Below are 14,347 nucleotides of genomic sequence, written 5' to 3'. Positions count from 1 at the left end.
TGGTTGATTGATGATGTAATAATTGCTAAAAATATTAGCAACTTATATTAATATGACGAAAAAAATAGCATTTTGTTACAGCTAGTTTATCAAAAATTATATCACTATATCTTTTAATAAAAAAAACACCTCGAGAAAGATCGAGGTGTTTAGTAACTACTAATTTAATGTCTATAATAAATTATGTTTAATTAACAATCAATTTTTGAGTTTTAGATTCTCCATCACTCCCATCAATTTTAACTAAATAAATACCTACTCCTAAGGATAAGCTACGTGTCGAAACGGTATTAACACCGGGTTGTAGTTCTATTTGAGCTTTTTCACTTCCTAAAATAGTATATATTGTAGCATTAATTCTTCCTTTGGCGTATTCATTAACATACAATGTAAAAACATCCTGAGCTGGATTAGGTGATAATTTTAATCCTGATAAACTTCCTTCGTTCTCATCTCCAAGTATCGGGGTAGCAGATTCTAATTCGGCAATTAAGTTTTCTGCTGTAGCCGATTGTCCACAAGATCCTTCATACACTTTTACATTACTGAATATAGATGTATTTCCGCTTCCGGCATCATTATCATTAATAAACACCAATCTATCCATACTCCCTGTATAAAAATTACCTACCGGAATTTGGTACGTTCTGGTTCCCGAACCTGGATAATTATCAAAATTACCAACTCCATAGTTTTGTGTACCATAAACTCTAAAGTACCTTGAAGAAGTTAGCGAATTATCATTTTCAAAACCAATTCCATGAATTTCACCTTGAGATGAACCACTAAATTCAAATTCGAGTACTGTATTTGCTGTTACATTATAGTTTAAAGCAATATACTTCCATGTATTATTCTGCAATGACAACGATGCTCCGTTATTTTGCACTGAAAAGTTACCCGAACTATCTTGATTTGAGAATGAGTTAATTTGAAAATCATCAAAATCTATGGTAGTACAACCTCCTGGAGGAGTAGTTCCTCCTAACCCCATAGCATCCCAAAAATCAGGTATTGTAGCTCTTTCTCCAAAATTAGAACCTCCGGATCCTGTACATCCTCCATAAGCATGAACACCAACTGCGTTTCCTGTTGCTGCATCAATTATTGGACTTCCCGAATTACCACCAGTGGTATCAGTTCTATACCTTACAAAGGTATTATTCACAGAAGATAACGGACCTGTATGAATTTGCTGTGTCTGATTATCTATACCTGTATCTGTACCAAATCCGGTAATTGTAATAGTATTACCTGGATTACTCTGTACAACATTAAATGATTTCCCTTGTGCCTGAATAGGAGTCTGTCCCGTTTGAGAATTTGCGCTAGCCGTAAATACGGCCCAATCTGTTTCTGGCCTACCTCTAACATAATTAGTAACAAAATTACCTATAGGATATTGATCCTCTGGACCTGGATGTACAATAGTACGATCTGGATTAGATTTTGGCACATTAAATTCGATAAGCTGCGCTCTACTACTAACACAATGTCCTGCAGTAACTAATCTACCATTGGTGATAATCCATCCTGTACAACCAATAGGAACTATTCGTCCAATTGCATCATCATTAGAATCTACTCTATCATCTGCAGATCCACATTGAGATTTTGCTCCAGGGTCATTTTCCCCTACTCCTACTTCTACAATATTGAAACCAATCGACTTTTCTCCGGGAGCTACTGTTAGCTTCAATGTAACCTCATCTCCATTAAAATAAGCCGTTGTATTTTTCCAATCTTTAATGGTCGTTGACGTTAATGTTTGTGTAGCACCATCTAATGCAGAAGTAATACTAAGTGTACTATTTTTTCCAAGATTTACATCCTTTAAAAATAAACGTAACCAGATTGCCCCTTTTTCTGAAATAGTTCGTGTAATAACCTGAGAACTGCTTTTACTTTGAACACCCTCTGATTGTATTCTCATATTGTAGGGTTCATAATGTCTGGGGAGTTCATCTGTTTGCGCCCAATTTATTAAGGGTGAGAGCATAAAAATCATGCAAACCAGAACACCCAGCTTATGCAAGAAAAATGGTTTATTAAAATTTATTGAGTTTGTGTTTTTCATAAGAATAAGATTAAGATTAAAAATATATGGGTTAGACATTAAATTTAGTTAGTACATAGATTTTTGCAGTCAAATTAACTACTGCAAACCTGTATTCCACTAACTGGTCAACTCTTTTTAATCAAAAGAAAACCAGTGGTTTTCTCTTATTCTTTTTATTTTCCGAATCGAATAAAATAAGAAGTACTGTCAAAGTACATCTTCATATCCTCTCACAAGATAGAAAAGAAAAACAACTCCTCAAAAAACTTTGACAGGCAAAATTTAAAATACATTTATTAATGTCTATTTTTGCTTTTCGATACGTAAAACATATGATCGCACAAGATACCATAGTTGCATTAGCTACTCCTTCTGGAGCGGGGGCTATAGCTATTATACGTGTTTCAGGGAAAGAAGCAATTACGATATGTTCTCCTCTGTTTCACTCTATTAGTAGAAAAGAATTAAGCTCTCAAAAAAGTCATACTATTCATTTAGGGCATATTATTGATGGAGATAAAATTTTGGATGAAGTATTAGTTTCTATTTTTAAAGGAACAAATTCGTATACAGGCGAACCTACTATCGAAATTTCTTGTCATGGTTCTACCTATATCCAACAGGAGATCATTCAATTATTACTGCGTAAAGGGTGCCGAATTGCAAATCCAGGAGAGTTTACTTTACGTGCCTTCATTAATGGCAAATTAGATTTATCCCAGGCAGAAGCCGTTGCTGATCTCATTGCGTCAGATTCTGAAGCTTCTCATCAAATTGCTATGCAACAAATGCGAGGTGGTTTTAGTAATGAAATTAAAAAACTGCGGGATGAACTTCTTAATTTTGCATCACTTATAGAACTAGAGTTAGATTTTGCAGAAGAAGATGTAGAATTTGCCGATCGTACACAGTTTAAAGATCTTATCTCAAGAATCACTAACGTTTTAAAAAGGCTTATTGACTCCTTTGCAGTTGGGAATGTTATTAAAAATGGAATTCCTGTAGCCATTGTAGGAGAGCCTAATGTCGGTAAGTCAACATTACTCAATGCTTTACTCAATGAGGAAAGAGCTATTGTTTCTGATATCGCAGGAACAACTCGTGACACTATTGAAGATGAAATTAATATTGGAGGAATCGGTTTTAGATTTATAGATACAGCGGGAATAAGAGATACCAAAGATGTAGTAGAGAGTATCGGTATTAAAAAGACATTTGAAAAGATTGAACAAGCACAAGTAGTGATATATTTAGTGGATAGTTCACAATTAAACCCAGAAAGTCTTCAGCAATTAAAAACTGAAATTGGGAAGATAAAGAATAAATATCCTCAAAAACCGCTAATCATAGTCGCTAATAAAGTCGATAAATTAGAGAATAATCAAATCAACCATTTGACCTCAGAAATCGAGAATATCCATTTACTTTCGGCTAAGCAAAATACCGGGGTCGAAGAATTACAAAATAAGCTTTTAGATTTTGTCAATACAGGTGCTTTACGTAATAATGAGACTATAGTGACTAACTCTAGACATTATGATGCTTTATTAAAAGCATTAGAAGAAATTCAAAAAGTACAGTACGGTATAGATTCTGGACTTTCTGGAGATCTAATGGCTATAGATATCAGACAAGCTTTATATCATTTTGGTGAAATCACAGGAGAAATTACCAGCGATGATTTATTAGGTAATATTTTTGCTAATTTCTGTATCGGCAAATAGATAGTAATTTTATTTGATATCATTTGAATACAATTGACTGTAAATCAAATTGTTGTTAATAACTCTTGGAGTTTTACTTTCCCTTGATTATGTGATTTCCATATTTTTATTGTGTCTCATGTGTGTCTCGATATTGACGGGACACAAAAAAATGTGTCGTCATGATAAAAGTACACTTAAGAAAGAAGAAACTAAAAACAGGAAAACTAAGTCTATATATAGAATATTATAAAGGCACACAAACCCTTGTAAATGGAAAAGTTAAACACCTCAGGGATTATGAATATCTTCAACTTTATTTAATAAGCAATCCAAATTCCTCTTCTGAAAAGAAAAAAAATCGAGAACAGCTTGAACTTGCTGAGCAAATCTTGGCAATTCGAAAATCGGAAATCTACCAGGGCAAGTATAGAATTCAAAACAATCATAGAGGAAGAACTACCCTATTGGATTTTTACGAAATGAAGAAAGAGGAACGTTATCAAACAAAAGGAAATTATGATAATTGGGATGCGGCACAGAAGCATTTAGAAAGGTATTGCCCCAATCATATTACCTTTAATGATGTTGATATCGATTTTATTAAAGGGTTTAAAAAGTACTTAGATACTGTAGCTGTAACTAAAAGTAAAAAGAATCTATCCCAAAATACCAAGCACACCTATTTTAATAAATTCAAAGCCTGTCTTAATGCAGCCTTTGAAGAAGGTTATCTAAAAGAAAATCTAATTAAGAAAGTAAAAGGCTTTGCCATGGGAGAATCAACTAGAGAATATTTAACTTCAGATGAGCTTCAAAGGCTGTCTAAAACCCCATGCAAATTCCCAATTTTAAAACGAGCCTTTCTCTTTTCCACACTTACTGGCATACGATGGTCTGATATCAATAAATTGGTTTGGTCTGAAGTTCGAGATGAAGGGAAAGATGAAGCGAGTAACTCTATTTTTCGAATTGTATTTCAACAAAAGAAAACAGAAGGTGTTGAATATCTATATATTTCAAAACAAGCCAGAAACCTTCTTGGAGAAAGGGAAGAGCCGAAAGATAGGGTTTTTAGAAATCTACATTACAGCGCGCACATGAATCTTCAGTTGCTTCGTTGGTGTATGTTTGCAGGTATTACCAAACACATCACCTTCCACTCCGCTAGACATACCAATGCGGTCTTACTTTTGGAAAATGGAGCTGACATCTACACAGTTTCTAAACGCCTTGGACATAAAGAAATAAGAACTACGGAGATTTATGCTAAAATCATTGATAAGAAAATGAAAGAGGCAGCCAACCTAGTTCCAAAATTAGAATTAGATAGCCTCGAATAAAGAACACGGATTCCTTTTAGACTCCTCCAAAAATCAGATTTAAGATTTGAATCAAAGAGTTATAAGCCATTTTTTGGTTTTTAATTGTTAATAACTCAGAATTTCACTAATTCCACTCCATATTTTTCAATACCAAAACATATGTTTTGAAATCTGATTTAATGAAGTCCATAAAATTTGATTTCATTTGTATATAAATCAAAATAAATAACTGATTATCAATTATTTGTGAATAAAAAACTTAACACCTAATAGTTTCATATTTCCCTTATTTATACTTTTATTTCTAGAATTCTACAAAAAGAAACAAAGCGCTTTGTTCATTATTAATCTATAAATCGGATAAGATGGACAATATAAAAATTGAAGAGAAGCTCGATAGAATTGAGAGCTTACTATTAGGTGCAAAAAAAGTACTTACACTTGAAGAAGCTTGTGACTATACAGGTATCTCAAGAAGCTATTTATACAAATTAACTTCTGCTGGAATCATCCCCCATAGCAAGCCCAATGGCAAAATGATATTCTTTGATATTAATCGCCTAAATGAATGGTTGCTACGGAACAACCGGAAATCAAAGTGTGAAATAAAGAACGAGGCATTGAAATATGTCCTGAAGAAAGGATAAAACCCAACCCATTTGTCTCATTAAGCCGTTTTGATACGGGCTTACAAATCACACTAATATGAAAACAATACCATATATAAGGGTTGGTACTACCTATTACAAACTGGTCAAGGCACCGACCATATCCGGGCATTTTAACGAACTGCTTGTTTCCTGGAACGAGCATATTATAAAACAAGACCATGGAAAAGACTATTTAAGTAAAGTGCCTAAATATGATGGATTCACATGCATTCCCAATCACATTGATTTCCAAAAGGAATATTGCAGTTTCTATAATATCTATTCGCCTTTAAGGAACATCCCTAAGACGGGAACTATTGAAAAGACACTATCTTTTATAACTCACATATTCGGGAACCAAAAGGAATTAGGTTTGGATTATCTTCAGCTCTTGTATCAAAAGCCAACACAGATTCTACCCATTCTCTGTTTAGTTTCTAAAGAAAGAAGCACTGGAAAAAGCTCTTTTTTAAAATGGTTAAAGGAGGTTTTTGAGAACAATTTAACTTATTTGACCAACGATAGCTTTGGAAGCCAGTTCAACGCAGATTGGGCCAATAAACTTTTAATCTGTATTGATGAAGTCCTTTTCAATAAAGAAGAACTTACCGAACGTATTAAGTATCTAAGTACCAATAATCGAAACAAACTAGAGGCTAAAGGAAAAGATAAAAGAGAAGTTGAGTTCTTTGGTAAGTTCATTCTATGTAGCAACAATGAAGATAATTTTATCAAAATTGATGCTAATGAAACCCGATTTTGGATTCGCAAAATTCTACCTGTAAAAAACGAGGAAACAGATTTTTTAGAGCAACTTATTCAAGAAATTCCCGCATTTCTTTATTTCCTATTGAATCGGAAGCTAAAAACAAGCCAGTTGACACGAATGTGGTTTACACCTGAACAGGTTTATACTCCAGCTCTAAATCGATTGGTCAGGCATAACCGTAATAGGGTTGAAAAAGAACTAGCCAGTATTCTATTGAGTGCGATGGATAAGTTTGAGTTGAATTCCGTTAACCTATGTCCAATCGATGCCTTACACATATTAAATAAGACTAGGGTTAAAACTGACCTAACCCAACTGAGAAGATTACTGAAAAGAGATTGGAAATTAGAGAATCAAAAGAACTCCAATAGCTATCAAAAGATTACCATTTGGAGTAATGGAGAAATCAACATGGAAGATGCAAAAGGACGGTATTTCACTATTCAAAAGGATTTTCTTGTTCAAAATTTTGATGATTTGATGATGGGATAACCTAAAGCCAGATTTTATAAGGGCTATGGTTATCATCAAATTGTCATCATTTTTTCATCAAAATAAAAAGTGATGATAGACATATGATAGATAAAATAAGAACTGATGAAACGATGAAAAAACGATGATGCTGTTAAGCCCATTATTTAAGAGGGGTTTATAAATATTGTCATCATTTCATCAAAAAAATATAAAAAGTAAAGCAGATGAAAAAAGAAATATTGAATTGCGAAAAAGCCCGTAGTATTTGCCTGGTGGAGACACTGGCAAAACTAGGGCACTTTCCCAATCGGAAATCGGGAAAAGAAGCTTGGTTTCTAAGTCCTTTCAGGTCAGAAGCCCAAGCCTCTTTTAAAGTCTCTTTGAGAGATAACTATTGGATAGACTTTGGAACTTTTGAAGGAGGCAATACTATTGATTTAATAGTTAAATTAAACCAATGTTCCGTAAAGGAGGCCTTGGTATTTCTATCCAATGAAACAAGTGGTTTTTCTTTTCAACAGCAGCGAATTTTTGAAAAGGAAACAGTCAGGCTAGAAATTCAAAAGGTACAAACCATCCAACATCAAGCATTACTCAACTATCTGAAATCAAGAAAAATTCCGATTTCAGTTGCAAAAAGATATTGTAAGGAAGTTTGGTATAGGAACAAAGGAAGAACATTTTTTGCCATAGGTTTAAAGAATCAATTGGGAGGATGGGAACTTCGCAATAAATATTACAAAACATCTACCTCCCCAAAAACCTATAGCCATTTCAATAAAGGACATCAAAACCTCATTGTAGTTGAAGGCATGTTCGATTTACTTTCTCTGGAAGCTTTACTAGAAGAAGGGCTAAAAGACAATGATGTGATAATTCTCAATTCTGTGGCATTTATAAAACGTATTATGCCTTTTCTTGGAAATTATAAATCGGTAAAACTTTATTTAGATAATGATACTTCGGGCGATAGAGCAACAGAATATCTATTAGAATCACATTCCAAATCCACGGATTACAGGGCAACCTACGAAGGATATAAGGATGCTAATGAAAAATTAATGTTATGAGATTGGAAGATGAAGATTTTGATTGGGTAGAGCGAAAATCCGAAACCGATAAAAACAAAATAGAACTTACTCCAGAGCTATTAAATGATAGAGATTCCTTATCTATTGAGCTAACGGGAAAAGATTCGCCACAAACGAATTCGAGATGTGTGTCTGTGGACACATTCTCGATTGCTCCCGATGGTCGCAATGGAAAAAAGAGAGTGTTTAAAGGGAAAACAGAACTGATTAAATTCAGATGTACGTCCCTTGAAAAGAAGCTTTTAAAGAATCGGGCAAAACGATGTGGATTGACCGTCAGTGAATATTTTAGAAGGATAGCATTTGACAGAAAGATAACCGAACGTTTGACCGAAGATGAAATTATCATTTACAGAACCCTGATAAAATTCCATAACAATTTTAAAGCTATTGGAAACATGTACCGCAAGAGGAATCCACACCTAACAGAAAAGGTATATTGGTTGGCAGATGAAATAAGAGAACACCTTAAAAAGTTCACGTCATGATAGGAAAAGGCATGTCTATTTCACATACCAAAGCCTCCATGGCTTATGGATGGAATCAGGAAAAGAATGCCGAAGTGGTTTTTAAACAAGAATTGATTGGTAATAATCCAGAAGAAATAACCCAGGAATTTAAAATGCTTCAGGAACAAAATTACCATTGCCAAAAGAACACACTTTCCTTTGTTCTTAGTCCTACAGTAGAAGACGGGCAACGTTTAAAGCAGAAAGAACTTGAAAAAATATGTCAAAAGTTTATGGAACAAATGAAGCTGGAACAAAGACAGGCCATTGCCTTTGTCCATAGGGACAAGGAGCATACCCATATCCATTTGTATGTAAACCGAATCGATTATAAGGGAGTGGCGTATAACGATAGTTTTATTGGTAAACGCAGCCAACAAGCAGCAGAAAAGGTTGCCGAACAATTACAGCTAACAACCGTAAGACAGGTACAAATGGAAAAAGAGTTTTTATTAAATGACGTTAGACAGGAAATCAGACGAAGACACGAGCTGACAATAAAACAATTTGCTCCGAAGAATTTTAGCGATTATATGAAATCCATGGAAACCAATGGGGTTAAAGTAATTTCCAGTATCAATAAAGGAGGAAAGCTCCAAGGATTTCGGTTTGAGTTCAATGGTTATAACTTAAAAGGCAGTGAGGTACACCGAAGCATGACTGGAGGCAATATTGGTCAGAAATTATATGGACAATCCAAAGTAAAGAGCATTGCACCCGTGAAAATCTTGGACAAAGCAGTACCAGTTGCTCCAAGGTTGGCTATGAGTATTATCAAAAAAATCACTAAAAAAGTCATTAAACACACTATTGATGCAGGGCTAGGAATTTAAACATTAAAAGATGACAAAGATTAAGGAATATATGGAACTTTTGACTTCCGAAATGGAGGCTTTCCGTGATGATGTCAACAGATTAGAAGCTATCAACGAGAATATAAAAGATGTAAAGATTTCTATCGACCTAAAGGAAATCAAAACCGTTTTAAAGGAACATAGCAAGCAACTGGATAACCAAAAGGAACAACAGGAACGGTTTTACAATCGAATGGAATCCCTCTTCCAAATAGCAGGGGTATATCCCAAATGGGCAGTTATAACTTTCATTGTGGCCATTTTCCTTTCTGTGGTTTCATTGGTTTATGCGTATCAAATAAAGATGGCTTCAGAAAAAACTTCTCAAATTACAATTGAAAAAGTAATTCCATAATAAAATTAAAAATTCAGGATGGTTAGCTATCCTATAGTGTTGTCCCAAATAATTACTATTTTCGGGACAATTATTGATGTATTTTAATTATATTTGTCCCGATTTTTATCTATTTTTGGGACAATGATGGATTTTAGTACCATACAAAAAAAAATTAAACCAGGAGAAATATTCTTTATTTCAGATTTTAGCGAATCTGGAAATTACGAAGCAATTCGTAAATCATTACAACGCTTAACCAAGGATGATAGAATAAAGCGTATTGCAAAAGGAATATACTTTTTACCCAAAATGCACAAGCGCTTAGGCATCATTTATCCGCATGCTGAACAAATAGCCAAGGCTATTGCTAAACGCGATAAAGCACGAATAATAGCTACGGGTTCTACAGCTCTAAATTTATTGGGGTTATCAACTCAAATACCATTAAAAGTAGTGTTCTTAACAGATGGTTCTCCCAGAAATATAAAAGTTGGGAATCAAACTATTCAGTTTAAAAAGACAAATCCCAAAAACTTAAGCATTGAGCATAGATTGACCAATCTTATAATTCAGGCATTAAAAGAAATTGGAGAAAAACATGTTACTACAGAACAGCTTGATAAAATACAGACGATAATAGAAAAAAGTAAAGAACAAGAAATAGTTTATAAAAATCTAAATAATGCACCTATTTGGATTAAAAAAATAATAGTAGATAAATGAATAACTGGTTAGCATTATCAAAAGAAGAGCAAACAGAAATGTTTACTCAAATCGGTGTAAAAACCAATTTACCTCCACAAGCCATAGAAAAAGATGCTTGGGTTACACTAATGCTACGTATGGTATTTACTTCGGATTTAGCTAATCATTTAATCTTCAAAGGAGGAACCTCTTTAAGTAAAGCCTTTAATTTAATCCAACGATTTTCTGAAGACATTGATTTAGGTATTGACAGACAATATTTAGGATTTGAAGGAGATTTATCAAAAGGACAAATTCGAAAATTAAGAAGAGCCTGTCACTCTTTTGTATCTAAAGATCTATCCGAATTGTTAAAGCAGCAATTAATAACATATGGTGTAGGTGAAAATTTATTTGAAATTCTCGTAGAAAACACACAGGTGTCCGATCAAGATCCAGAAACTATTAAAGTGAACTATCAATCACTATTTGGTGATTTACCCTATTTACCAACAAGAGTATTGATTGAAGTTAGTGCAAGATCATTAATTGAACCTAATCAAGAAGTTGCTATTAAATCAATAATTGATGAACATTATCATGAAGCAGATTTTTCGGAAGAAGAATTTGTTGTAAATGCAACTAATCCCCAAAAGACATTTTTGGAAAAACTTATTCTGCTTCATGAAGAATTTCAAAAACCTCCAGAAAAAATAAGGCACTTACGTATGTCAAGACATTTTTATGATTTAGGGCAAATACTAAATTCCGAATACGGGCAGGCTGCTTTGAAAAACACATCTCTTTTTAAAAGTATCATTGTTCACAGGAGTGTATTAACCCCTATGAAAACAATAGATTACGAAGGTTTAACTATGCATAACCTCAACATTATTCCCCCTGAAGAGCACTTAGAAAATTACAAATCTGATTACAAAGAAATGCAAAATAGTATGATACATGGAGAATCTTTGGATTTTGATGTACTACTTAAAAATATAATAAACGAATTGAAATAAAGAATGTCGGAAGATCATAAAAAAGAATTAAAAAAGCAGCTTTGGAATATTGCTGATACACTTAGAGGCAAAATGAATGCGGATGAATTTCGCGATTATATTTTAGGATTCATTTTCTATAAGTACTTAAGTGAAAAGATGGAAATTTTCGCCAACGAAATATTGAAACAAGACAAAATAGAGTTTCGAGAAATAAATCCTTCAATACCTGATTTTGATGAATATTTAAAGGCCATCAAAGAAGAAGCATTAGAACAACTAGGTTACTTCTTAAAACCTGAAGAATTGTTTTCTGAAGTAGCTGTAAGAGGTAAAGGAGAAAACAATGAAGATGATCATTTTGATGAAGAAAAAACAGGCTTCATATTAGAGGACGTACAAAAAATATTACTCAATATTCAATTGAGTACTATGGGTACTGATAGTGAGGAAGATTTTGACAATCTCTTTGAAGATATGGATTTGAACAGTACCAAATTGGGTAAAACTCCTGAAGCTCGAAATACCATTATTGCCAAAGTTTTAACTCACCTTGATAAAATTGATTTCAAATTAGAACATACTGAACTAGATGTACTAGGAGATGCCTATGAGTATTTGATTGGGCAATTCGCAAGTAATGCTGGTAAAAAGGCAGGTGAATTTTATACACCTCAGGAAGTTTCTATGATTTTGGCAAAGATTGTAACAACAGGTAAACAGAAACTAAAGTCTGTTTATGATCCAACTTGCGGATCAGGTTCTCTATTACTTCGTGTGGCAAAGGAAGTAGATGATGTGGGGGATTTTTACGGACAAGAAATGAACCGTACCACATATAACTTGGCACGAATGAATATGATTTTGCACGGTGTGCATTACCGTGAATTTGATATTAAGCAAGAAGACACACTTGAGCGACCACAGCACGTTGATATGGAGTTTGAAGCTATTGTAGCTAATCCTCCATTCTCTGCAAAGTGGAGTGCTAATCCATTATTTACAAGTGATGACCGTTTCAGCCAATATGGCAAACTAGCTCCTAGTAGTAAAGCAGATTTTGCCTTTGTGCAACACATGATTCACCACTTAGCTGAAAACGGAACAATGGGTATTATTTTACCACATGGTGTATTATTTAGAGGTTCGGCAGAGCAACACATTAGGAGGTATTTAATTGAAAATAAAAATTACTTGGATGCTGTAATTGGTTTACCTGCTAACATATTCTATGGAACGAGCATCCCAACTTGCATTTTGATTTTTAAAAAATGTAGAGAAAATCCTGATGATGTTTTATTTATTGATGCAAGCAATGAATATGACAAAGCTAAAAACCAAAACTTACTCCAAGATGAGCACATCAAAAAGATTGTTGATACCTATCGCAATAGGACAGAGCTTGAAAAATACAGTTATAGAGCTACTTTAAAAGAAATTGCTAAAAACGATTACAACTTAAACATACCAAGGTATGTTGATACTTTTGAGAAAGAACCTGATATTGATATTGAAGCGGTTGCCAAAAGCATTAAGACAGTGGATGATTCTATGGTTGATATTGATAAAACAATAGAGCAATTCTGCAAAGACCTAAAAATCACAGCACCTTTTTAGAAATGGCAAACCAAAAAAACATACCGCATTTACGTTTTCCTGAATTTAATAAAGACTGGAATGATGACACAATGGGGAATACATACTCATTTAAGGTTACTAACTCATTTTCTAGAGACAATCTAACTAATGATGACGGAGAAGTAAAAAATATTCATTACGGAGATATTCATAAAAAATTTCCAACACTTATAGACCTGACTAAAGAATCTGTTCCATTCATTAAGCCCACCATTTCTATTGAAAGAATTTCGAAAGAAAACTATTGTAAAGATGGAGATATGATTTTTGCGGACGCTTCTGAAGATATTAATGATGTTGGTAAAGCAATTGAAATAATCAATATTAATAACGAAAAGTTATTGTCTGGGCTTCATACAATTCTGGCTAGACCAGATTTGCAAAAACTAAGCATTGGCTTTGGAGGTTATTTATATCAATCTGAATTTGTTAGAACCCAAATTCAAAAGGAATCTCAAGGAACAAAAGTTTTGAGTATTTCACCTACAAGACTTTCAAAAATCAGTTTAAAATTTCCATCAGATAAAGAAGAACAATCCAAAATAGCTTATTTCTTCTCTACAATTGACGAAAAAATAAAAGCTCTTAAAAACAAAAAAGAACTACTAGAAGAATACAAAAAAGGAGTTGCTCAAAAATTATTTTCTCAGGAAACACGATTTAAAGATAAGAATGGAAAGGATTTTCCTGATTGGGAAAACACGAAGCTTGGAAAAATTACCAATAAAACAGGAAAGAAAAATAAAGACAATATTGATTACCCTGTATACTCTATTAACAACAAAGAAGGTTTCCTACCTCAATCTGACCAATTTGAAGGTGTTAATAGCAATAATAGAGGTTATGACATCTCAATGTACAAGATTATTCAAAAAAACACTTTTGCATATAACCCAGCTAGAATAAATGTTGGCTCAATTGGTTATAGTGGTGAATTAGAAAATATTATTATTAGTTCTCTTTACGTTTGCTTTCAAACTACAGATGAATTGGAAGATGAATATTTAAACCATTACCTCCAAACTTTTGATTTTAATAAGTCTGTTCAAAGAAATACTGAAGGAGGAGTGCGTAGTTATTTATTTTATGAAAATTTTTCAAGAATTGAAATTCCTCTTCCTTTAGAAAAAGATGAGCAAGCCAAAATAGCTGGCATTCTATCTTCTATTGACAAAAAAATAGGATTAATAGATGAAAAGTTGAATGATACGGAGCAATGGAAAAAAGGATTATTACAAAAAATGTTTTGTTAAGCT

At 33.4% G+C, this 14,347-nt stretch carries 13 protein-coding genes; 12 read left to right on the top strand and 1 reads right to left on the bottom strand.

Annotated features, from left to right (window positions below; genetic code table 11):
- Window positions 1-187: 187 nt before the first annotated feature.
- Window positions 188-1,933 (bottom strand): trypsin-like peptidase domain-containing protein, encoded by a 1,746-nt coding sequence (locus DK442_RS24470; protein ID WP_160114339.1) that lies wholly within the window; start codon window positions 1,931-1,933, stop codon window positions 188-190.
- 458 nt (window positions 1,934-2,391) lie between these two features.
- Between DK442_RS24470 and mnmE the strand changes: the two genes are divergently transcribed.
- From mnmE to DK442_RS24410, 12 genes are all read left to right on the top strand, one after another.
- Window positions 2,392-3,783 (top strand): tRNA uridine-5-carboxymethylaminomethyl(34) synthesis GTPase MnmE, encoded by a 1,392-nt coding sequence (gene mnmE / locus DK442_RS24465; RefSeq protein ID WP_109438590.1) that lies wholly within the window; start codon window positions 2,392-2,394, stop codon window positions 3,781-3,783.
- A 164-nt stretch (window positions 3,784-3,947) separates the two neighbouring features.
- Complete coding sequence (locus tag DK442_RS24460) at window positions 3,948-5,105, top strand: site-specific integrase (protein WP_109438589.1); 1,158 nt, start codon at window positions 3,948-3,950, stop codon at window positions 5,103-5,105.
- Between the two features lie 347 nt (window positions 5,106-5,452).
- Entirely contained in the window at window positions 5,453-5,734 is a 282-nt protein-coding gene (locus DK442_RS24455; RefSeq protein ID WP_109438546.1) for an AlpA family transcriptional regulator, read from the top strand.
- Between the two features lie 58 nt (window positions 5,735-5,792).
- Window positions 5,793-6,998: a primase-helicase family protein gene (locus tag DK442_RS24450; protein ID WP_109438545.1), complete on the top strand. Its 1,206-nt coding sequence runs from the start codon at window positions 5,793-5,795 to the stop codon at window positions 6,996-6,998.
- 206 nt (window positions 6,999-7,204) lie between these two features.
- The gene (locus DK442_RS24445) at window positions 7,205-8,050 is read left to right on the top strand and encodes a toprim domain-containing protein (protein WP_109438544.1); all 846 of its coding nucleotides are present in this window, start codon (window positions 7,205-7,207) and stop codon (window positions 8,048-8,050) included.
- Window positions 8,047-8,559, top strand: coding sequence for a mobilization protein MbpA (gene mbpA, locus DK442_RS28710; protein ID WP_235011028.1), 513 nt, complete (start codon window positions 8,047-8,049; stop codon window positions 8,557-8,559). The genes DK442_RS24445 and mbpA overlap by 4 nt, the downstream gene beginning before the upstream one ends.
- Window positions 8,556-9,413: a relaxase/mobilization nuclease domain-containing protein gene (locus tag DK442_RS24435; protein ID WP_109438543.1), complete on the top strand. Its 858-nt coding sequence runs from the start codon at window positions 8,556-8,558 to the stop codon at window positions 9,411-9,413. Before mbpA ends, DK442_RS24435 begins: the two co-directional genes overlap by 4 nt.
- 10 nt (window positions 9,414-9,423) lie before the next feature.
- A complete protein-coding gene (locus DK442_RS24430; protein WP_109438542.1) occupies window positions 9,424-9,789 on the top strand; it encodes a DUF6730 family protein in 366 nt (121 codons plus the stop codon).
- A gap of 123 nt (window positions 9,790-9,912) precedes the next feature.
- A complete protein-coding gene (locus DK442_RS24425; RefSeq protein WP_109438541.1) occupies window positions 9,913-10,494 on the top strand; it encodes a DUF6088 family protein in 582 nt (193 codons plus the stop codon).
- Window positions 10,491-11,474 carry a nucleotidyl transferase AbiEii/AbiGii toxin family protein gene (locus tag DK442_RS24420; RefSeq protein WP_109438540.1) on the top strand — a complete coding sequence of 328 codons (984 nt, stop codon included), beginning with the start codon at window positions 10,491-10,493 and terminating at the stop codon, window positions 11,472-11,474. The genes DK442_RS24425 and DK442_RS24420 overlap by 4 nt, the downstream gene beginning before the upstream one ends.
- Window positions 11,475-11,477: 3 nt before the next feature.
- The gene (locus DK442_RS24415) at window positions 11,478-13,070 is read left to right on the top strand and encodes a type I restriction-modification system subunit M (protein ID WP_109438539.1); all 1,593 of its coding nucleotides are present in this window, start codon (window positions 11,478-11,480) and stop codon (window positions 13,068-13,070) included.
- A 2-nt stretch (window positions 13,071-13,072) separates the two neighbouring features.
- Window positions 13,073-14,344 (top strand): restriction endonuclease subunit S, encoded by a 1,272-nt coding sequence (locus tag DK442_RS24410; RefSeq protein ID WP_109438538.1) that lies wholly within the window; start codon window positions 13,073-13,075, stop codon window positions 14,342-14,344.
- Window positions 14,345-14,347 lie beyond the last annotated feature (3 nt).

Origin of the sequence: Aquimarina sp. AU119, from assembly GCF_900312735.1 — a bacterium.
GTDB lineage: Bacteria > Bacteroidota > Bacteroidia > Flavobacteriales > Flavobacteriaceae > Aquimarina > Aquimarina algiphila.
Note: the sequence above shows the minus strand (reverse complement) of the source record. Positions and strands in the feature narration are given on the sequence as shown.